Genomic DNA, 20,447 nt, shown 5'->3' with positions numbered 1-20,447 from the left:
TGGTGGGGTCAGTGGTGGGTATTCAGGGTGTGGGTGCGGCGGCGCCGTCGCTGCGACTGCGTGCCGGCGACGTCGCCGCCGCGTGGGGCTCGCGGGGCGGCAAAGGCCAGGCCGCGGTGTGCGCGGCCGACGAGGATGCGCTGACGTTGTCATGGCTGGCGGTTGTGCGAGCGCTGGTCAACGCGGGCCGATCGCCCGAGGAGATCGACGGTCTGTGGTGGGGTACCAGCCGGCCTCCATTCGCAGAGGGGCCGAGCCTGGCGATGCTCGGGGCGGCGCTGCGGCTGCGCACCGACCTCGCGGGCGCGCTGATGAGTGGATCTGCGCACGCGGGCATGGAAGCCCTTGTCGCTGCGTGGGATTCCGTCGCGGCCGGGCACGTTCGCACCGCGGTAGTGGTCGCCGGTGATGCGGTGGTTCCGGGCCCCGGTACGCCGTGGGAGTCGCGTGTTGGGGCGGGCGCGGTGGCCCTGGTGCTCACCGCCGGCGCTGGTCCCGCCGCGCTGGCCGCGCGAACACAGCGCAGTTGGCCCGTGCTGGATCGCTACCGCGGCGATGGTGAAGCATCGACCCGAGATTTCTACGACCCGCGCCTGTTTCGGGAGGAGGTGTTTCTCCCCCTGCTCACCGAGGTCGCGGGCAAGACGGGCGGCGCCGACGCCTGGTCGCTGCCCGACCCGGACGGCAGGCTCGGCGCCGTGCTTGCCCGTCGGCTCGGAGCGGACGCCTCGGCGTCGGCGTCGATCTATGCGCAGCTTGGTGACACCGGCGCAGCCGCACCGCTGTTGGGCCTGCGCGGCGCGCTTGGTGCACCCGGGCGGGCCGCGGTGCTTGGTTACGGCGGTGGACGCGCTACCGCCGTGGTCATCGAGGTCAACGAGGCGCTTCCCGGTTCGGCTGACGACCTAGGCGCCGGGGTGTTCGTCAGCTACCCCGAGGCGCTACGCGCTCGAGGCCAGTTGCTGCCCACCGGTGAGCCGGTCCCGATGGGGGTGCCGCCGGGCAGTGCCGCATTCGTGCGCGGCGGCCTGGAAATGCTCGCGTTGCAAGGCGGTCGGTGTGTTGAATGCGGCACTCTCAACGTGCCGCCATCAGTGCACCCCGCCTGCATCGGGTGCGGCGGCGAGAAGTTTGAGGTGCGTGACCTCGAGCGTGCGGGCACGGTCCACACCTTCAGCGTGAACCACTCGATGCCGGCGCCATTTGTGGCGCCACTTCCGCTACTGATTGTGGATCTGGACGACGGAGCCCGGGTGCAGTTCCAAGGCTTGCCCGAAGACGCGCCGAACCTCGCGGTCGGCGACCGGGTCGAATTGGTGTTGCGTCGCTACGCCATCGAGCGCGGCGTCCCGGTGTATGGATACAAAGCACGGAGGGTCACGTCATGAGCTGGAATCGCGTCGCCGTGGTCGGCGCCGGCCTCATCAAGTTCGGCGAGTTGCACCAGCAGAGCTTCGAGCAGATGGGAGCGGGCGCACTGGAGGCGGCGCTGGCTTCGGTCGATAAGGGGATGGCACGTAACGTAATTGACTTCGCGGTGGTAGCAACCCAGCGGACGACGTTGTGGGGACACGAGAGCATCTCGGGCAACACCCTGCCTTCCGTACTGGGACTGAACGGCATCGCCTGCACCCGTGTCGAAAACGCGTGTCCCACAGGCAGTGACGCGTTTAGGATCGGCGCGATGGCGGTCGCCAGTGGTGTCTACGACTGCGTCCTCGTCATCGGCGTGGAGAAGATGCGCGACAAGTCTCCCGATGAGGGACTGCTGTCCCGAGCCGCGACCGGCCATCCGATCTACCAGCGGGGTGAGTCCGCTCCAGCGTTGTTCGCACCGTTTGCCACGCGGCACATGCACGAGTTCGGCACTACCCGCGAGATGCTGGCCAGTGTCGCGGTCAAAAACCACCACAACGGCGTGCTGGACCCGTATGCACACTTTCAGAACGAGGTGACCGTCGAGCAGGTGCTAAGCGGTCCGCCCGTGTGCCATCCGCTGCATCTGCTGGACTGTTGCCCGCAGACCGATGGCGCGGCGGCGATGATCCTGGTCCCGGCCGAGCGCGCCCGCGAATTCACCGACAAGCCGGTGTATATCGCCGGGTTCGCGATGGCCTCCGACCACCCGTGGATGCACGAGAAGTCCTCCTACCTCGGGTTCAAGGCCACCACCTTGGCCGCCGAGCGCGCCTACCGGATGGCCGGGCTGGGCCCGGCCGACATCGACATGGCCGAGGTACACGACTGTTTCACGATCACGGAGATCCTCGACATCGAGGATCTGGGCTTCGTCGAAAAGGGCAAGGGCGGCATCGCCTCGATCGAGCGCGAAACTGCCATTGGTGGCCGGATTCCGATCAACACCAGCGGCGGGCTGCTCGCCAAGGGACACCCCATCGGGGCCACCGGAGTCGCCCAGCTCACCGAGTGCTGGTGGCAGCTGCGCGGCGAGGCCGACCAGCGCCAAGTCGATATCCGCCACGGTAACGTCCTGCAGCACAACGTCGGCGGGCGCGGATCCGGTGTCGCTGTCGTCAACATCCTCACTACCAACACCGCATGATGCGTTTCTGCTGAAGCCGAACTGGAGGAGAAGTGAACCCCGAGGAAGTCGTACGCGCGGAACTGAACGCGTGGGGCCATCGTGACGTCGACGAGATCGTAAGCCATTTCAGTGACGACGCGGTGTGGGAAAACGTTCCACTTGGTGCTGCGAACGGGCACAGCGAGATCCGTTACCTGGCCAAGCAGTACGTCGATCGCATTTCCCATTTCGAGTGCGAGATCCTGAATCTGGCCACCGCGGGCAACGTTGTACTCACCGAACGCGTCGACCGGTTCGTCTTCGACGACACGCCGATGGATGCCCGGTGCATGGGAGCGTTCGAGGTTACCGGGGGCAAGATCAGCGCCTGGCGCGACTACTTCGACCATCCCTAGGCGTTCTTGCTATCCGCCACCAGACGACCAGGAGTTCATCCATGCCAGAAGCTGTCATCGTATCGGCGTTGCGCACGCCCGTCGGCACCGCGTTCAAGGGAACGTTGCGTGACACCACCGCCTACGAGTTGGCACATCATGTCGTCAGCAATGCCGCGGCGGAACTGGATTCGGTTCCTATCGACGATGTGATCCTCGCCGAGGGTATGCACGGTGGGGGCGTGATCGCCCGTCACGCCGCGCTCACAGCGGGGTTGACCGCGGTGCCGGGGCTGGCCGTCAACCGGCACTGCGCGGCCGGCCTGGCGGCGGTGCAGGGCGCGGCCGCCAGCGTGCGCGCGGGTATGGATCAGCTAATCCTCGCCGGGGGCGTCAATTCGACCTCAACGGCACCCAAGTCGCAGATGCGGAATGGACAGGAGTGGGTCGACTGGTTCCCGCCGACCCACCCTGACCGGCCTGACGCACCCAACATGGACATGTCGATCACGGTGGGGTGGAACGCGGCGGTCAAGGCCGGCGTAAGCCGCGAGGAAATGGATGCCTGGGCGTTGCGTTCGCACCGCAACGCCATAGCCGCCATCGACGAGGGAAGGTTCAAGGAGGAGATCGTCCCGATCGAGACCCCGCACGGGCTGTTCTCGGTCGACGAGCATCCGCGCCGCGACACCAGCATGGAGAAGCTGGCCGCGCTCAAACCGGTGCACCCCGAGGTCGAGGGTTTCTCGATCACCGCGGGCAACGCCAGCGGCGGCAACGACGCAGCGGCCGTGCTGGGGATCGCCAGTGATGGGCTTGGCCTGCCGGTTCTGGCCACCGTTCGCGCGTGGGCGTCGGTCGGGGTCGACCCTGCCGACACGGGTTTGGCGCCGGTCGAGGCGATCCCGAAGGCCCTTGCCCGAGCCGGCATTTCACTTGATGATGTCGATCTGTTCGAGATCAACGAGGCGTTTGCGTCCATGTGTGTGGCCACCATCAAGCTGCTCGACATCGACCCCGACTTGGTCAATGTCAACGGCAGCGGCTGCTCGCTGGGCCATCCGATCGCGGCCACCGGTGCGCGCATGCTGGTCACGCTGGTCCACGAACTGCGCCATCGAGGTGGCGGCATCGGGGTCGCGGCCATGTGCGTGGGAGGCGGCATGGGGTCGGCCACCGTCATCGAGGTCCCCGCACCCTGACTGGCAGTCGCTTGCCCGGCGTTACCGCATGGCGGCTCAATCTTTGGCGGTGGCGCGTTGGATCAGCTCGGTGCCCTCGCGGATCAGTTCGAGTCCACGTTCCACCGGGGTGCCCCGCCGTCGGCTCGGGTCCACGACGCCATGCAGGATCACGTCGACGGCCAGCCGTGTCGCCTCCTCGGGAGAGGTGTCTGCGGTCGCCGCATAGTGGCCCTGCAGCCCGCTGAGCGCGGAGACGATCGTCAACCCGGTGGCGCGCTCGTCGTGTGCGCGCAGGTAACCCTGTTCTGCCCCCTCCCTGAGGGTTCGGACCAGCAACTCCAAAAACGCCAGCCGAGATTCATGGTCCCGGACGCGGGCGTCCTCGGGTAGCGCGGCCTCGTCGCGTAGCAAGATCCGCACCCACACGGGGTGGGCGCTGATGAGAGTGGCGAGGCCGAGCATGAGCGCGGTGAGGCGCTGCACCGGATCGCCGTCCAGCTCACGCAGTTCCTCGATGATGACGTCACGCTGCTTGGTCAACATGTCGACGCCGGCCGCAAGGATCTGCTCCCGGTTGTTGAAGTAGTGGTACAGCGACGGCCGTGCCATCCCGATCGCGTCGGCGATGTCCTGCAGAGTGGTCTGGTTGAAGCCCTTGCGGTCGAACAAGTCGCCGGCCGCTTCCAGGATCGCCTGTTCCATTTTTCCAAAGCTCACACCGCGCGGCTTCGTCATCGCCCTATCCATGACACTCCTTGGAACGTTAGGAAATCCATGCAACCTGGATTCCGCGGTGGACACCCCATCTTGACACTCGACACTAGTGTAGTAATCTCGTCGCTAGCGTTGATACCGGCGAGTCGGCCGGTCTGGCGAAGGGGTGTGGGCGCGCAGTGTGACGGCCCAGGGAAGGACCGGCAGTGCACGACCACACATGTGATGTCGCCGTGATCGGCGGAGGTTTGGCCGGATCCGCGGCGGCCCTCGCGTTCGCCCGGCGGGGGTGCGCCGTGCGGCTGTTCGAACGCCGCGACCTCGCGCGGGACCCCAACCGGGGGGACATCCTGCACGCACCCACGGTCGAGGTGCTGCGGCAGTTGGACATTCTGGACTTCCTCGAGGCGCGCGGCGCGGCCAGGTGGCACGGTCTCGAGTTCGTGGACTCTTCCGGAGCCTTCTCGGTTGGCTCGGAAATCCGCGAGTCCTGGTTGCTCAATCATGCCGAGATGGAAGCGGTGTTCCTGGAGGCGGCGGAGTCGGCCGGCGCCGTCGTCCAACCGGACCGGGTGCGCACGCTCGAGAGTGATGGCGACGCAGGCGGCTGGTTGCTGGCCACCGACAACGGAACAACGAACGCCCGCTTGGTAGTTGGCGCCGACGGCGCCGAGTCCCTGACCCGCACCGCCCTGGGTATCCCGCTTGAGGATGTGCACGAGTACGAGAACTGGATCGTGGTGTTGCACAGCCCGACTCCGTCGTGGCTGAAGCCCGACTATGGTTGGACGCTGCTGCATCCCGAGGGGACGGTGTGGCTTCTTCCAACCACCCCGGTCGGCCGCCACCGTGTGGTCCTTGTGGTACGCCGCGGCGAAGCCAGAGAGTGGATGGCCTTGAGCGAAGCTGAAATTCGCGACCGGCTGGCGCAACGCCATCCGGGGCTCGGCGAACTCGAACTGAACAAGCGCGGCGGATCGCACATCTATCGCATCAAGCGCCAGCATGCGGCCAGCTACTCGGGGCCACGGGCGGCGCTCACCGGTGATGCCGCGCACACGATCCACCCGGTCGGCGGCCAGGGCCTGAACATCGCTATCCAAGACTCGGCCAAGCTCGCCGAGCTGCTGAGCACCGTGCTGCTCGACGACCAGGTATCTGAGCAGGCGTTCACCGATGCGCTGGCCGAATATGAGGCGATCCGCCGTCCGATCAACACCGCCACGATCCAGGTCGCCCACACGGGCTCGTTGATCGCCGGTCCGGGCCAGGAGCCTTATGAGAAGGCGGTCGAGTTCTACAGCAAGGCGGCCTCGGACCCGGGCTGGGTGCGGCAGTACCACGGCGGCTTCGGTGGTCGGGTGAGCTGAGATGCAACATAAGCGGATCGAGGAGCGCTGATGCTAAGCGCACAGGACTTCAAGGGTGTGTACGGGATCTTGCCGACACCGGCTAGGGAGGGGGCGGACCGCTGGGACGCCACCGACACGGTCGATCTCGACGAAACCGCCCGGTTGACCGAGAAACTCATCGCCGACGGCTGCAGCGGTCTGCTCGCCCTCGGGACAACGGGGGAGTGCGCCACGCTCACCGGGGATGAGTTCGAGGCGTTCGCTGACTGCTTGCTGTCCACCGTCGACAAGCGGGTACCCGTCTTGGTCGGCGCCACAGCTTTGGGCACTCATGAAACGGTGCGACGGATGAGGTTTCTGCGGGACCGCGGGGCCGACGGCACCATGCTGGGGCTTCCGATGTGGCAGCCGTGCAGTGAGGCGCAGGCGGTCAAGTTCTACGCCTCGATTTCGGAGGCCTTTCCCGACATGGCGATCATGGTGTACGCCAACCAGCACGCCTTCCGCTTTTCGTTCCCTGTCTCGTTCTGGGGTGCGGTTGCGGCGGCGGCGCCCACGGTCACCAGCGCGAAGTTCGCCAACCCCGCTACCTACCTGGAATGCCTGGCGGCGTCGAAGCGCAAGGTCAACTTCCTGCCGATCGACTCGATGGCGCTTATGTTCGCTCAGCAGGCATCGGACGCCATGACCGCGTTGTGGGCCACCGCCGCATCCATGGGGCCGCAGCCTTGCGTCGCGTTGATGGATGCGATCGACGCCAAGGACCTCGACCGGGCTGGCGAGATCACCAAGGACATCGCCTGGGCGAACGAAACCTTCATTCCGGGCGGCAATCTCGAGGAGTTCGGCAAGTTCAATCTGCAGCTCGAGAAGATCCGGTTCAACGAGGCCGGGTACTGCGATGCCGGTCCGATCCGGCCGCCCTACGATCTCGTCCCGGAGGACTACGTCGAGGGTGCGCGCGAATGCGGCCGTCGCTGGGCCAAGTTGGTGCAGAAATACACATCGACAGGAGTGAGGCAGTGACCACCACGCCCGAGGTTCCGAAGATTCCCGATGACGAGAAGCTCGTCACCGACTTGGTCGGCACGATTGACCCGAATAACCTGTCGAGCCTGGTGTTTCCGCTCTCCAAGCTCCAGCAGTTCGACGAGAAGCTGCCGACCGTGGTGCTCGGCTATACCACCGGCCAGATCGGTGTGTGCGTCTGGAACCTGGAACCGGGTCAGCAGAACGACTATCACGTGCACCCGACCACCGAGCACCTGCACATCTTTATCGAGGGCGAATGCGAGTACACGCTCGGGGATCTGCCTCCCGTTATCACCCGCGTCGGTGACGCCGTTATGGTCCCGGCCGGGATCGCGCACGGCATCCGCAACATCAGCGACAAACGGGCATCCTACGTCGCCGTAGCCAGCCCAGGCCCCTACGAAAAGCACCGCGTCGAACGACCGGCAGAGAGGACTCAGGCATGACACAAACTGTGGAGTCAGGGCAGCGGTTCCCGCTGATCACGCAGGAGGCGCTAGACGCGCTGCGGTCACGAATCGGCCAGCCGTTCGATAGACCGACCCCGCATGTCACCGAGGCGACGGCCGACTCGATCCGGCACTGGGTCCACGGAATCGGTGACACCAACCCGCTATGGCTCGACCCGGAATACGCGCGCAACACGCGGTGGGGTGGAATCACGGCCCCGGGAACGTTTCTCTACGCCTTCGATCGGGTGGTCAGCGGCTATGTCAGCGGCCTGCCCGGCATACATGCGATGTTCGCCGGCACGGACTGGCAGTGGCACGCGCCGATCCGCCTCGGTGACCGGATCGAGGCCAAGCCGGTCCTCAAAGACCTTCTCGAGCTGAAGAGCGCCTTCTCCGGCCGCTCGGTGAAGCAGACCTACCGGGTTAGCTTCGTCAACCAAAACGACGAGCTGGTCTGCGAGGCGGACTCCTGGTGCATCCGGACCCAACGTGACGTGGCGAGGGAGCGCGCCACCCGGGAGGCCGTCAAGCCCAAGGTCTGGTCCCGGGATGAAATCGCCGAAATCGACGGCCACTACGCGAACTACCAGCGGCGGGGTGCCACCACGCGGTACTGGGAGGACGTGCGTGAGGGCGAGAAATTGCCGACGATGCTCAAGGGGCCGAGCACGGTGACCAGCTTCGTGTGTTTCACGCAGGGGTGGGGGAGCCTGTATGTGAAGGCGCACGCGCCGGCATTCGAGATGTTCCGCGAACACCCGGCATTGGGCATACCCAACGATCTGGGGATTCCCGAGCCACCCGAGCGGGTGCACTGGGACTCCGAGCTTGCCCGCGCGGTCGGCGTGCCCGCGGCCTATGACTATGGGCCGGAACGCATTTCGTGGCTCGGTCACCTGATGACCGACTGGATCGGCGACGACGGATTCCTCAATCGGCTCAATGTTCAGGTCCGGAAGCACAACATCATCGGCGATCTGACCGTGTGCAACGGAACAGTCACCCGCAAGTGGGTCGACGAGGGCAAGCACTTAGTCGAGGTTCGGGTGATAGCCGAGAACCAGCGCGGCGAGCACACGGCGATCGGCACGGCGGTCGCCACCCTGCCGTCGAAAGGACAGTAGGTCGATAGGCCATGCCTTCTGGCCGATGGAGCGATCGCGTCGTGACGGGCGAGGTCAACGGGCACCCCTGCCTGCTGTATGCCGATCGGGTTCGGTCAGTGGGCGAGGTGCTGGCGGAGTCGCGGCGGTGGGTCGACCGGGAGTACCTGATCCAGGGCGATCGTCGGGTCACATTCGGTGAGCACGAGCGCGCCGTGCAACGGGCGGCGCGTGGGCTGTGGCGCGCCGGGCTCCGCCCGGGTGACCGAGTTGGGTTGTTCGCCGCCAACAGCCCCGACTGGGTGGCGGTGTTCCACGGCGCTCTGAAGATGGGCGTCATCGTCGCACCCTTCAACGGCTGGTGGTCATCCGACGACGTGGCGCAGGCCTGCGAGCTGGTGTCGCCCGCCGTCGTGGTGGCCGACGACCGTCGGGCGGCCAAGCTGCCACCGACCGCGCGGGTCGCCCACTTCGCTGACATCGTCTCGGGCCACGACGCGATGCCGTGCGACCCGCTGCCCGTTGTCACCAACGAGAACGCCCCGGCCATAATTCTTTTCACCGCGGGGACCACCGGCTACCCCAAGGGCGCGGTGCTTTCCCATCGATCCCTGATCGCGAATCTGCAGACGCTGCTGGTTGTGTCGCGCAAGCTGCCCGATCAGATCTCCGACGACATCGAGCCGAGCGTGACGCTGGTCGGGCTGCCGCTCTTTCACATCGGCGCGATCCAGCTCCTGCTGGTGCCGCTGATGACCGGGAGCAAGGTGGTCTTCCTGGACGGCAGGTTCGACCCCGGGGTCTTCATGAGTCTGGTCGAGTCCGAGGGCGTGACGATGTTCTCCGGTGTCCCGACAATGATGGAGCGCATCCTTCGGCACCCCGGACTGGAAAGCCATGACCTGTCGTCGCTGCGCACGATCGTGCTCGGCGGTTCACCCGTCAGTGGCGAGTTGCTCGAGCGCATTAGTTCGGCATTGCCCAACGCCCGGAGGCGGGTAGGGCAGACCTACGGGTTGACCGAGGCCGGCGGGGTCGTCAGCACCGGCGTCGGTGCCGACATCGAGTCGCACCCCGGATGCTCGGGCCGGCTCGCACCCGTTGTCGAGGCCCGGGTCGTCGATCCCAATGAGGATGGCACAGGTGAGCTTTTGGTGCGGTCCCCGGCGGGCATGGACGGCTACTGGGGCCTGCCCGGCGATCCGACGCTGAGCGCCGACGGCTGGATCCGCACCGGCGACATCGGCCGCGTCGACCAGGACCGCTATCTCTACATCACCGGGCGATCGAAGGAGATCATCATCCGGGGCGGCGAGAACGTCTCGGTGTCCGCCGTCGAGGCGGCGTTGGCCAGACATCCCGCGATTGCCGAAGCTGCCGTTGTCGGCTTGCCCGACCCCGATCTCGGTGAAGTCGTCGCCGCAGCGGTCATCATCGCGGACGACCAAGCACCGTCCATCGCCGAACTTGAACGGTGGGCGCGAAATAACTTGGCCCACTTCGCCGTTCCCGCCCGATGGTGGATCCGCTCATCCCTGCCGACCAACGACGCCGGCAAGGTCCTCAAGCGCGACTTGATCGCGTCCTGGCCTCAACACGCCGCGACCAATCGACTGGGCGCCTGATCATCACAAATCGAAGGGAGTGGACGGTGTCTTCAGATACAGATCTGTCATGGGTGTCGGCAATCGTCCGGTCCTTCGAGCCGTACTCGTTCGTGTGGTTCCATCGTGAGCAGCTTCCGGAGCTCGTCGAGCGGCGAGGACATCTGGTCGCCGCTGACCTCGCCGGCGTGCCCCCTCTTGCGTTCCGTTGCGACGGGATCGTGTTCACCTGGGTGGCCACAGAGCGCGGTGTCGACGTCCGGGAGGGCGACGCGGACGCCGCAACCGTGGTGGAGCTGTCCGAAGAGACGTTCTCGGAGTTCCTTCACGAGCTGCTGACCGTGAGGGGTGCGGCGAACACCGGGCGGGCGCGGGTGGTGCGCGGTGACTTGGCGGGTTGGCAGCGTTGGGAACCGGCGATCCAGTCGCTGTGCTCCGGTCGGGAAATCTATGGGCCGGCGGTACGGCAGACGCTCGTGGACCGCGCCGGCGAGCCATTGGACCTGTACCGTGCGTACTCGATTCATGACGACCTCGATAAGATGCGGTACTTTTTCGAACTCACGGGTTACCTGCATCTCAAAGGAGTATTCACACGAGACGAGGTCGAGCGTTATGGCGCCGAGATCGAGAGGGCGCGAGAACGGACGAAGCCAGATGACCCGACGTCGTGGTGGTCGGTGAATGCCGACGGTGAGGAGGTGGTGACCCGCATCAACTACCTTGGTCGTCATTCCTCGTTGCTCGCCGATCTGGCCCACGATCGGCGTCTGCGTCGCTGCGCGGAGATCGCCGGCCGGGATCTGCGGGTGTGTGTCGATCGGCTCGACGGGCCGATGGTGTTCATCAAAAACTCCAATGTCGTGAAGGGCAACGGCGACCTCGGCTGGCATATCGACCCCACACTCGGCGGAGGCCCGGTGATCTGTCCCTTCATCCAGGTTGGCATCCAGCTCGATCAAGCCAACCCGGCTAACGGACAGCTTCTCGTGCTTGCCGGCTCGCACCGCTACACCAAGCACGGTGTCAGCCAGGGAGACCAGCAGGGGCTGCCGGTGGTCGCCTTCGAGACCGAACCGGGTGACGTCACGATCCACGACGCTTACATGCTGCACACGACTCCGCCGCCTACGAGCGACAATGCAGGCCGCCGCGTCCTCTATTACAAGTTCGCCGAGCAGAAGACGTTCGATTGGATACCCGCCGGCCATCACTACAACGACGGACTCTTTCGAAGAGCGTCGGAATACCAGGCGTTCACTAACACGACGGCCACGTACTAAAGCTGCGTGCGGACGAAGAGGGTTTGTTTGACGAAACTGGTTTTCTACAAAACGTTTTTGCACTTTCACCCCGATGGGGCCAAAAATGCGCTACCCAGCTTCTGGAGGGCATCCGTACCCACCGGCTCGAGGGCGTCCTCACATCTGTTAAAGCAATTGCGGGAGATGGCTATTGGCTACCAAACTCGAGGTTGAGCAACGACCGCTGCGCGATACAACGCGGAAATTCCTCGACCACCATGCTTCTTCGGCGCAGGTACACGAAATCGCTTCGGGCACACGAACGCTGGACCGGTCCTACTGGACGGCGGCCACCGACCTGGGCTGGACCTCGCTGCTGGTGCCCGAAGCGTTAGGGGGCGGCAGCATCAGCGGCCGTCCGTTCGCCGACCTCTGCGTGTTGGCCGCCGAGTCCGGCCGACACGTGGCGCCTGGTCCGCTCGTCCCATGCAATGTCGTGGCGTGGGCGCTGACGCGGGCCGACACCGACCAGCACAAGGACACGCTGGCAGCGATCGTCGATGGGAGCGCGGTGGCCGCGTGGGCGCTCGCGGAAGGCAATCGCTGGGAACCGGATGCTGTCGCCACTCGGGCCGAACGCACCGCGGACGGATATGTCATCACCGGGATCAAGAACATAGTCGAGGCGGGTCCGGACGCGGACCTGTTTCTGGTCACCGCGCGCGTCGAGGATGGCGTCGGGCACTTCCTGGTTGAGCGCTCGCGGCCGGGCGTCATCGTGCGACCACAACGCGGCCTGGACCCGACGCGCGCATTCGGCACCGTCGAGTTCGCGGCGACCCATGTTCCGGAGACGGCTTGCTGCGCAGGGGATCTCACCGAACTGGCCTACTGCGCAGCGATTGCCATCCAAGCCGCCGAGACGGCCGCATCGATGCAGCACGTCTTCGACATGACGATCGACTGGGTTACTCACCGATACGCCTTCGGCCGGGTGATCGGCTCCTATCAGGCCATCAAGCACCGCCTGGCCGAACACTTGCTGGCGGTGGAAGCCGCGGCCGGGGTCACCGCCAGTCTCGCCGCGGCGCTGGACGCGGGATCGCCGGACGCATCCCAGCTCGCCAGCGCCGCAAAGGTTCACATCGGCGACGCCGCTGTTGCGCTCGTACAGGACGCGATACAGATTTACGGCGGGATCGGAATGACCTGGGAACACGATCTGCATCTTCACCTGCGCCGCGCGTCAACCAACCGGGTCGTGTACGGAGGCCCTGCCGAACACCGCGAGCGGCTGTGCCGGCTGGCCGGAGTGTGAGGGAGGCCGCATGAACACCGAGACAGATCTCGTCGACGATCGCCCGCCTGTACCAACCGATTTGGATGAGTTTCGTGCACATGTCCGACGGTGGCTGCCGGGCAACCTGCCTAAGATCGGCGAGCAGTCTCACTCGGGTGAACCGATCGAAGAGCTAGCTGCCCGGCACCGCGTTCTGCAGCGGCGGCTGTGGGACGCACATCTGGCCGGCATCTGCTATCCGCGCGAGTACGGCGGCCTTGGTCTGAGCCGCGAACACCAGGCCGCATTCCTTGACGAGACGGCCGGATTCGAGTTGCCGACCATCATGGCGGTGACTCATGCGGTGATCTTGCCGACGTTGCTCGACTTCGGTTCAGCCGAGCAGTGCGCAGCCCGCGTGCCCGCCGGGTTGCGCGGTGACGAAATCGCCGTGCAGTTGCTTTCCGAGCCCAGCGGCGGCTCGGACATGGCGGCCGCGCTCACCCGCGCCATAAAGGACGACGATATTTTCGTCGTCAACGGTGCGAAGATCTGGAGCACGGGAGCCCACGTCGCCGACTATGGACTCCTGCTCGCCCGTACCGATCCCGAGTTTCCGAAACACCGTGGGCTATCGATGTTTATCATGCCGCTCGACGCGGAAGGCGTGACGGTCAATCCGATCCGGCTGGCGTCCGGGGCGAGCGAGTTCTGTGAGGAGTTCTTCGACGACGTCAAGATTCCGGTGAGCAATCTGGTCGGCGAGTTCAACGATGGATGGACCGTGGCGTCGCGCGTCCTCTTCCACGAGCGCAACATGGTGGGCGACAGCGGCCTGAACGACTCGCGGTACACGCCCGCAGGCGAAGAACGTGACGATCCACTGGTGGCTCTCGTGCAGCGACTGGGCATCGCGTCGGATCCGGAGGTGCGCCAATTGCTGGGAGAAGCGCTGGCCCTGGCCCACTTGAAGCGTCCCACCGTCGAGCACATCAGCGAGGGGCTTCGGTCCGGCCGGTTCCCGGGGCCAGGCGCCAGCCTGCTCAAGCTGCTCAGCTCGCACATCGGTTACCGCCGCTTGGACATCGCCATGCAGATAGCCGGCAACAGCGGGGTGGTCTGGGACGGCGTCGATGAGGAGTCACCCGGCATTCAGTGGCTGGGTGCACGCGCCCACACCCTCGCCGGGGGCACGACGGAGATGCAGCTCAACCAAATCAGCGAGCGGGTGCTGGGTCTCCCGCGTGACCCGTCGACCGACCGAGAGCTGCCGTTCTCCCAGCTGCCGCACAACTAAGCAGAGGACAGCGGAGCAGTGCGAAATAATGGCTTAGGCAGGGAATTCCGCCTTGTCAGTCATACGGGCTCAGCCAGGCTTGCCGAAATTTCGGCTCGCGTTTCTCGGCGAAGGCGCGTGGCCCTTCATGCACGTCGCCGGACAACATCACCCGGTGAACAACCGCCTCGTAGTAGCGTTGTTGCTCGGCGATTAACGCATCGCGCCAGAACTTCAGTATCTGCTTGGTGCCCCACACGGCGGCCTGGGAGTTTTTTGCGATTGTCTCCGCTCTCTCGAGCGCCGTGTCTATCAGCCTCTCCCGCGCGACAACTCGTTGCACCAGTCCGAGCCGAAAGGCCTCATCGGCGGTAAGCCGGTCACCGGTGAGCATGAGTTCCATGACGGCGCCAATCGGCATGAGGCGGGGTAGCACGTTGACCGCCACCCCGGCGACGATGCCACGCTTTACCTCTGGCAGTCCGAACCAGGCATCCTCGACCGCGATTCGGATGTCACAGGAGATCGCGAGTTCCGTTCCGGTACCGGCGGCCAGGCCGTTGATCGCGGCGATGGTCACCTTCTCGCAGGCGGCGACACCTGCGATGTCAGGCGCGGGGGAGATCGGTAACCTGCCGCCACCGTCCACGTCGGTCGCCATTGCCTTGAGGTCGGCACCCGCGCAGAACGCCTTGTCGCCGGCCGCGGTGATGATGGCGACATATTGGTCGGGGTCGGATTGAAACTCGGAAAGCCCTGCCTCGAGTTCGGCCGCATCGGCGAGTCCGATGGCGTTCATGCGGTCGGGCTTGTTGATCGTAAAGATCGTCGTGTGTCCCCGCTTCTCCATCACGATGTTTGGCACGGCGTCCTCTCAACCGTCGATGAAATCGATATCGAAGTGTATGCCCAGTTCCTGATGTCGCGCGTTACACATGTTTCTTTCCTACCAAGGGTATTCGTGCCTTCCGCGGCGGTCTGAGCTGCGCTATTGACAGCATGCACATTGTTGGATAGACATCAAACAGAAAAATAACTGAGTGAGTCGTCTGATTATACCAGCGACTGCGGCGAGGAAGACTGGATGGTGCGTAAGCTTCGCGAGGCGGCTATCGCGGGGGTTTACCAGACGAAGCAGGGCGATCTGTCCGACCGGATTCAGGCCGATGTCTGGTTCGAGTGCGCCAAGGGCGCATGCGACGACGCGGGCATCGACCTGGGTGACATCGACGGGCTGATCATGGACGGTCCCGAAGGGGTGGGAATTCGATCCATGCTTCCCGCAGCAGCCCTTGGGCACGATCTGTTGGGCAAGCCGATGCGCTTTCATGCATCGAGCTCAGTCGGCGCGTCCGCCGCCGCTTCGGGGGTCAACCTGGCCGTCTACGCGGTATCAGTTGGGCTGGCCGAGGCCGTTGTCATCGTCAACGCTGTGGCCGGCCACCCCGAAGGATTTTCGAGCGCCAACCGTGACGAGGCCATCGCAGCGATGGCCAAGTTGAGCGGACCGTATGAATACATCTACGGAACCACCCGGGTTTCCGACCACGCGGTGCTGGCGCGCCGGCACATGTATGAGTACGGGACGACGTCCGAGCAGCTCGCCGAAGTCGCGGTGGCTCAGCGCTACGGGGCCACGCTGCATCCGCTGTCCTGCAACGGGCATCGCGGCGAGATCACCGCTGACGATGTCATCGGCTCACGCATGATCGCCGACCCGCTGCACCTACTGGACTGCTGTGCCATCAACCAGGGTGGCGGCGCGATCGTCGTCACCTCCGCCGCCGTCATGCGAGGCAACAAGAAGCACAAGCCCATTGGGCTGCTCGGTTACGGCGAAGGGCACAGCCACATCGATCCCAACTCCGCGCCGTCGCTGGCGTTTTTCGACGCGGCCCAACTCGCCGCCGACACCGCCTTCGCGCAGGCCGGCGTCTCACGTGACGATATCGACATCGCCGGACTCGGTGACCACTTCACGATCAACGTGCTGTTCGGCATCGAAGCGGCCGGATTCTGCAAGCCGGGCGAGGGCGGGCCTTTCGTCGAGAATGGAGCGCTGAAGGTCGGTGGTCGCCTCCCCACCAACACCGCCGGTGGTTTCCTCTCATTCAGCCATGCCGGCGCGTGCGGCATTTTCACGATGATCGAAGTCGTCGAGCAACTCCGCGGTACCGCGGGTGCACGCCAGGTCGCCAATGCCAAGTTGGGCTATCTCAGTGGCTCGGGCGGTGCGATGCAGAACAACTACTCTGCGGTACTCGGAGAGGTCTGACGTGATGAGCGGCGCAGAGAAGTTCCTCCCCGAACGGGTTCCGGGATGGCAACAGCCGTTCTGGGACTCGCTGCGGGAGCGCAAGATCAAGGTCCAGCGGTGCGCGTCATGCGGGGCATTCCGACATGTGCCGAAAGAGATCTGCGCGAAGTGCCATTCGACGTCGTTCTCCTGGGAGCCGGTATCGGGGTGCGGCGTCGTCTATACCTACACGATCGTGCACCGCGCGCCTACGCCCGCTTACCAGGCCGCCGCGCCGTACGCGATCGTGCACGCGGCGATGGATGAGGGTTTCCGGATGGTCGGAACGATGACCGGGGTCGATCCCGACGATATCGAGATCGGCACACCTGTGCGCGTCGTGTACACCGACCTCTCCCCGGACTGGACCATCGTGGAATTCGAACCGGCAACCGACACAGAAGAATTGGTGGACAATGCCTGCGACAACTGAGAACAAGCCGACGCCGGTGATCGACGCGCTCTTCATCGACGGCCAGTGGCGTCCCGCCGAGTCGAAATCAACCTTCCCCGTGACCAATCCGGCCACCGGGGAGCTGTTGGCGGAAGTCTCCGATGCATCGGTCGACGACGTTCGGGACGCCATCGCGGCGGCGAATGCCGCGTTGCCGGCCTGGTCGAAGCGCACGGCATATCAGCGGGCCGAGGTGCTGTTCGAGGCGCATCGACGGATGCTCGAGCGATCGGAACAGTTGGCCAAGCTGATGACCGAGGAGCAAGGCAAGCCTATTCGCGCCGCGGGGATCGAGGTCAAGTACGCCGCCGACTTTTTGATCTGGTTTGCCGAGGAGGCGAAACGGGTTTACGGACAGACGATCCCGTCGGCGCGAGCCGACCAGCGTTTCATGGTCTTGCACCAGCCGGTCGGCGTGGTCGGTGCCATCACCCCCTGGAACTATCCCGTATCGATGATCACGCGCAAGGTCGCGCCGGCACTGGCGGCCGGCTGCACGGTGGTGCTGAAGGCCGCCGAACAGACTCCGCTGTGTGCGATCGAAGTGTTCCGGATCCTCGAGGAGTCCGGCGTTCCGCCGGGCGTCGTCAACCTGGTGACGACATCCGACCCGGCCCCGGTCGGCGCGGAGTTCGTCAGCAACCCGGCGGTCGCGAAGCTGACCTTCACGGGTTCGACATCGGTCGGCAAGCTGCTTGCACGCGGCGCGGGCGGGAACATGAAGCGGTTCTCCATGGAGTTGGGCGGGCACGCGCCCTTCGTCGTCTTCGACGACGCCGATCCGGCGCACGCCGCCAAGGGCGCCGCGATGGTCAAGGTCCTCAACACCGGGCAGGCCTGCATCTCACCGAATCGCCTGTACGTGCACCGCTGCATCAAGGATGCCTTCCTCACGGTGCTCGTCGAGCGGGTGGCGAAGATGAAGGCCGGGAGCGGTTTGACCGAAGGCGTCAGCATCGGCCCGCTCATCGACGCCGACGCCCTGCAGCGGATGCAGCGCCAGGTCGATGACGCGGTGAGCAAGGGCGCCGTCGTCGAGACGGGTGGACGCCGGCTGGCCGAGAACGGGCTGGAGCGTGGCTTCTTCTTCGCACCAACGGTCCTCAGCGGTGTGACCGACGCCATGGACATCTACCGGGAAGAGACGTTCGGTCCGATCGCACCGGTGATCGTCTTCGATGACGAAGACGAGGTCATCGCCATGGCCAACGACACCGACTACGGGCTGGCGTCATACGTCTACACGCAAAACCTCGCCCGCGCGTGGCGGGTGATCGAGCAGCTGCGGTTCGGCATGGTCGGAGTCAACGACATCAACCCGACCTCGGCGGCTGCCCCGTTCGGCGGAGTCAAACAAAGCGGGCAGGGCCGGGAAGGGGCGCACGAGGGGATCCTGGAGTACCTCGACACGAAACTGATCGGATTCAGCATCGGATGAGCGCGCAACAGGCTCGGCCGGCGTTGGACCGGCTGATGAACCCGAGAACGGTTGCGTTCGTGGGGATCACCGAGGACTCGCGCTGGGCGCACTCGGTGCGATACTCACTGGACGGCGGCGCGGAGTGCTTCTTCGTCCATCACAAGGCGGAGCAGGCCTTCGGTCATCGGGCGTATCCGGATCTGAGGGCGATCGGCCGTCCGGTCGACGCGGTCTTCCTCGCGTTGGGGGCCGAGCGCACGGTCGACGCGGTGGAACAGGCCGCCGAAATCGGTGCCGGGGGTGTGATCACCTGCGCAGCCGGCTTTGCCGAGCTCGGTGACGAGGGTGTTGCCCTGCAGCAGCGGATGGTCAAGGGCGCGCGGGCGGGCCACATGCCGGTGGTCGGTCCCAACGGCGTGGGCCTGATGAACGTGCCACGCAAACTGCATCTGAGCATGCTGCCGCTCTTCGCCCGCCGTGTCGGCGGGCTGTCGGCCGCGACACACAGCGGCGCGATGATCGAGGCGATGGCCGCCGCGGCGTCGCGCGCGGGCGGCGTCGGGTTCAACCTGCTGGTGTCGGCGGGCAACGAGGCCGTCACCGACGTCGCCGACTACCTGGACTACTTCGCGTGCGACGAGGCGACCCGGATCGTGGCACTGGCGGTCGAGAAGATCCGGCGCCCGGAGGCGTTTTTCGACGCGGCCAGGCGCTGCCTGGAGGCCGGCAAACCGATCGTGGCGATCAAGCTCGGCCGCAGCGAGCGGACTCAGCGCATGGCCGCGTCACACACCGGAACGCTGACCGGCGACGCGTGGGTCTACGACGTCGCGTTCAAGCAGGCGGGCATCCTGCCCGCCACCGACATCGACGATCTCGTCGACCGGGTGCAGTTCCTCGAACAGCTTCCCCGCCAGCGCTGGACCGAAGTGCGGGGCCTGGCGATTCTCACCGTCACGGGCGGTTTCGCGCAGCTGGCCAGCGACCTGGCGGAAGTCGAGGGGGTGGACGTGCCGGAGGTGGAGCGGCTGGCCCCTTTCGTGGCGGAGACGATCCCCGGCGGCGCGGTGACGAATCCCTTGGACGTCACGGGTTTCGCCGGAGTCATCGACGGGCTGTGGCGGAAGGTGCTCACCGAATACGAGGCCGCCCCCGAGTTCGATGCCCTGTTGTACAGCAGCCAGCACGCCGACTGGAACGGCCCGCTCTTCGCCGACATCGAGTTCGCCGAATTCGGTGCGGCCAGCGATAAACCGTTCGTCATCGCGCCATTGGCCGGCCAGGGCGGGCGGTGGCTGGAGAAGTATCGCGCCGACGGCATCGCGGTGGGCAACGGGCTGCGCGGCTGTCTGCGGGGCCTGCATACCATGGGAGCCTTCATGCGGCTGCGTCCCGGGTCGCGTGTGCGACCTCCCGCCGAGATCCCGGTGCTGCCTCGTCCTCAGGCCGGCCCGATCGCCGTGCCGGAAGGCTCGATGCTCCCGTTCGCCGCGACGATGGACCTCCTCGCCCGCGCCGGGATTCCCACTGCGCCATACCATTTGATAGCGGACGATGCCGCCACGCCGCCGCCCTTCGCCGGCCCCTACGTGGTGAAGCTGGCCGACATCGCCCACCGCACCGAACACGGCGCCGTGCGCCTGGGCGTCGGGGTCGCCGCGCTGGGCGCGGCCGTCGACGAGTTGCGCGCGGTCGCCGATTCCCACGGGTTGCCGACGACGATCGCGGTCCAGCCCATGATCTCCGGCCACGGCGAGGCCTTCATCGGGATCAAGGGCGAAAGCGAACTGGGTCCGTTGGTGGCGTTCGGCCTGGGCGGAGTATTCGTCGAGGTGATGCGCAAGATCGGCGGCCGGATGGCGCCGATGAGCGACGAGGACGCCGCGGAACTGATCGACGAGTTCGGCGACACCGGTGTGCTCGACGGCTTCCGCGGCTCTGCGCCATGGGATCGGCGCGCGCTGACGTCGGTATTGACGGCGGCTTCGGTGCTTGCTGCGGGGGGCCGGGAGTGGATCGAGTCGATCGACATCAATCCGTTGATCGTCACCGCGGATGGGCCGGTCGCGGTCGACGGGTTATGCCTGTTGCGGCCGGGCGGTCAGTAGCCTTCCGCGG

18 protein-coding genes are annotated in these 20,447 nt (G+C 65.7%); 16 read left to right on the top strand and 2 right to left on the bottom strand.

Features of this window, described 5'->3' with window-relative positions; translation table 11 throughout:
* The first annotated feature begins 14 nt into the window (after positions 1–14).
* From KXD96_RS25485 to KXD96_RS25470, 4 genes are read left to right on the top strand one after another with little or no spacing between them, the layout of a single operon-like run.
* Complete coding sequence (locus tag KXD96_RS25485; RefSeq protein WP_260741454.1) at positions 15–1,388, top strand: OB-fold domain-containing protein; 1,374 nt, start codon at positions 15–17, stop codon at positions 1,386–1,388.
* Positions 1,385–2,563 carry a thiolase domain-containing protein gene (locus KXD96_RS25480; RefSeq protein ID WP_260741451.1) on the top strand — a complete coding sequence of 393 codons (1,179 nt, stop codon included), beginning with the start codon at positions 1,385–1,387 and terminating at the stop codon, positions 2,561–2,563. The genes KXD96_RS25485 and KXD96_RS25480 overlap by 4 nt, the downstream gene beginning before the upstream one ends.
* Before the next feature lie 32 nt (positions 2,564–2,595).
* On the top strand, positions 2,596–2,940 hold the full coding sequence (locus tag KXD96_RS25475) for a limonene-1,2-epoxide hydrolase family protein (protein WP_260741448.1): 345 nt from the start codon (positions 2,596–2,598) through the stop codon (positions 2,938–2,940).
* Between the two features lie 41 nt (positions 2,941–2,981).
* A complete protein-coding gene (locus tag KXD96_RS25470) occupies positions 2,982–4,121 on the top strand; it encodes a thiolase family protein (protein WP_260741445.1) in 1,140 nt (379 codons plus the stop codon).
* A gap of 36 nt (positions 4,122–4,157) precedes the next feature.
* Here KXD96_RS25470 and KXD96_RS25465 read toward each other — a convergent pair whose 3' ends face one another.
* Complete coding sequence (locus tag KXD96_RS25465) at positions 4,158–4,838, bottom strand: TetR/AcrR family transcriptional regulator (protein ID WP_260741442.1); 681 nt, start codon at positions 4,836–4,838, stop codon at positions 4,158–4,160.
* 227 nt (positions 4,839–5,065) lie between these two features.
* Between KXD96_RS25465 and KXD96_RS25460 the strand changes: the two genes are divergently transcribed.
* The 8 genes from KXD96_RS25460 to KXD96_RS25425 all read left to right on the top strand — a co-directional run bounded on the left by KXD96_RS25460 (position 5,066) and on the right by KXD96_RS25425 (position 14,180).
* Positions 5,066–6,187: an NAD(P)/FAD-dependent oxidoreductase gene (locus KXD96_RS25460; RefSeq protein ID WP_260741440.1), complete on the top strand. Its 1,122-nt coding sequence runs from the start codon at positions 5,066–5,068 to the stop codon at positions 6,185–6,187.
* Between the two features lie 30 nt (positions 6,188–6,217).
* Positions 6,218–7,195, top strand: a complete 978-nt coding sequence (locus tag KXD96_RS25455) for a dihydrodipicolinate synthase family protein (protein WP_260741437.1) — start codon at positions 6,218–6,220, stop codon at positions 7,193–7,195.
* The gene (locus KXD96_RS25450) at positions 7,192–7,647 is read left to right on the top strand and encodes a cupin domain-containing protein (RefSeq protein ID WP_260741434.1); all 456 of its coding nucleotides are present in this window, start codon (positions 7,192–7,194) and stop codon (positions 7,645–7,647) included. Before KXD96_RS25455 ends, KXD96_RS25450 begins: the two co-directional genes overlap by 4 nt.
* Positions 7,644–8,777 carry a MaoC family dehydratase N-terminal domain-containing protein gene (locus KXD96_RS25445; protein WP_260741432.1) on the top strand — a complete coding sequence of 378 codons (1,134 nt, stop codon included), beginning with the start codon at positions 7,644–7,646 and terminating at the stop codon, positions 8,775–8,777. Before KXD96_RS25450 ends, KXD96_RS25445 begins: the two co-directional genes overlap by 4 nt.
* A gap of 41 nt (positions 8,778–8,818) precedes the next feature.
* Complete coding sequence (locus tag KXD96_RS25440; protein WP_260741431.1) at positions 8,819–10,381, top strand: class I adenylate-forming enzyme family protein; 1,563 nt, start codon at positions 8,819–8,821, stop codon at positions 10,379–10,381.
* 200 nt (positions 10,382–10,581) lie between these two features.
* Positions 10,582–11,643, top strand: a complete 1,062-nt coding sequence (locus tag KXD96_RS25435; RefSeq protein ID WP_260741429.1) for a phytanoyl-CoA dioxygenase family protein — start codon at positions 10,582–10,584, stop codon at positions 11,641–11,643.
* 172 nt (positions 11,644–11,815) lie between these two features.
* The gene (locus KXD96_RS25430; RefSeq protein WP_260741426.1) at positions 11,816–12,922 is read left to right on the top strand and encodes an acyl-CoA dehydrogenase family protein; all 1,107 of its coding nucleotides are present in this window, start codon (positions 11,816–11,818) and stop codon (positions 12,920–12,922) included.
* A gap of 10 nt (positions 12,923–12,932) precedes the next feature.
* Positions 12,933–14,180, top strand: a complete 1,248-nt coding sequence (locus KXD96_RS25425; RefSeq protein ID WP_260741420.1) for an acyl-CoA dehydrogenase family protein — start codon at positions 12,933–12,935, stop codon at positions 14,178–14,180.
* 55 nt (positions 14,181–14,235) lie between these two features.
* On the opposite strand, the gene KXD96_RS25420 is transcribed toward KXD96_RS25425, so the two are convergent.
* Positions 14,236–15,024, bottom strand: a complete 789-nt coding sequence (locus tag KXD96_RS25420) for an enoyl-CoA hydratase/isomerase family protein (RefSeq protein WP_260741416.1) — start codon at positions 15,022–15,024, stop codon at positions 14,236–14,238.
* A gap of 219 nt (positions 15,025–15,243) precedes the next feature.
* On the opposite strand from KXD96_RS25420, the gene KXD96_RS25415 reads away from it, so the two are divergent.
* Genes KXD96_RS25415 through KXD96_RS25400 form a run of 4 tightly spaced genes read left to right on the top strand, consistent with a single transcriptional unit; the run spans position 15,244 to position 20,437 of the window.
* Positions 15,244–16,434 (top strand): thiolase family protein, encoded by a 1,191-nt coding sequence (locus KXD96_RS25415; RefSeq protein WP_260741414.1) that lies wholly within the window; start codon positions 15,244–15,246, stop codon positions 16,432–16,434.
* A gap of 4 nt (positions 16,435–16,438) precedes the next feature.
* A complete protein-coding gene (locus KXD96_RS25410) occupies positions 16,439–16,888 on the top strand; it encodes a Zn-ribbon domain-containing OB-fold protein (RefSeq protein WP_260741410.1) in 450 nt (149 codons plus the stop codon).
* Positions 16,872–18,347 carry an NAD-dependent succinate-semialdehyde dehydrogenase gene (locus KXD96_RS25405; protein WP_260741408.1) on the top strand — a complete coding sequence of 492 codons (1,476 nt, stop codon included), beginning with the start codon at positions 16,872–16,874 and terminating at the stop codon, positions 18,345–18,347. Before KXD96_RS25410 ends, KXD96_RS25405 begins: the two co-directional genes overlap by 17 nt.
* Complete coding sequence (locus KXD96_RS25400) at positions 18,344–20,437, top strand: acetate--CoA ligase family protein (RefSeq protein ID WP_260741406.1); 2,094 nt, start codon at positions 18,344–18,346, stop codon at positions 20,435–20,437. Before KXD96_RS25405 ends, KXD96_RS25400 begins: the two co-directional genes overlap by 4 nt.
* Positions 20,438–20,447 lie beyond the last annotated feature (10 nt).

The sequence above is a fragment of the Mycobacterium sp. SMC-2 genome (assembly GCF_025263485.1).
Lineage (GTDB): Bacteria > Actinomycetota > Actinomycetes > Mycobacteriales > Mycobacteriaceae > Mycobacterium.
The sequence above is the reverse complement of the archived record's forward strand: the minus strand, read 5'-3'. Positions and strand labels throughout refer to the sequence as shown.

Excerpts from the sequence above, each read along its gene's own strand:
- KXD96_RS25480 (WP_260741451.1), top strand. The coding sequence starts at position 1,385 with ATGAGCTGGAATCGCGTCGCCGTGGTCGGCGCCGGCCTCATCAAGTTC.
- KXD96_RS25470 (WP_260741445.1), top strand. The coding sequence starts at position 2,982 with ATGCCAGAAGCTGTCATCGTATCGGCGTTGCGCACGCCCGTCGGCACC.
- KXD96_RS25465 (WP_260741442.1), bottom strand. The coding sequence starts at position 4,838 with ATGACGAAGCCGCGCGGTGTGAGCTTTGGAAAAATGGAACAGGCGATC.
- KXD96_RS25455 (WP_260741437.1), top strand. The coding sequence starts at position 6,218 with ATGCTAAGCGCACAGGACTTCAAGGGTGTGTACGGGATCTTGCCGACA.
- KXD96_RS25445 (WP_260741432.1), top strand. The coding sequence starts at position 7,644 with ATGACACAAACTGTGGAGTCAGGGCAGCGGTTCCCGCTGATCACGCAG.
- KXD96_RS25425 (WP_260741420.1), top strand. The coding sequence starts at position 12,933 with ATGAACACCGAGACAGATCTCGTCGACGATCGCCCGCCTGTACCAACC.
- KXD96_RS25415 (WP_260741414.1), top strand. The coding sequence starts at position 15,244 with ATGGTGCGTAAGCTTCGCGAGGCGGCTATCGCGGGGGTTTACCAGACG.
- KXD96_RS25410 (WP_260741410.1), top strand. The coding sequence starts at position 16,439 with ATGAGCGGCGCAGAGAAGTTCCTCCCCGAACGGGTTCCGGGATGGCAA.
- KXD96_RS25405 (WP_260741408.1), top strand. The coding sequence starts at position 16,872 with ATGCCTGCGACAACTGAGAACAAGCCGACGCCGGTGATCGACGCGCTC.
- KXD96_RS25400 (WP_260741406.1), top strand. The coding sequence starts at position 18,344 with ATGAGCGCGCAACAGGCTCGGCCGGCGTTGGACCGGCTGATGAACCCG.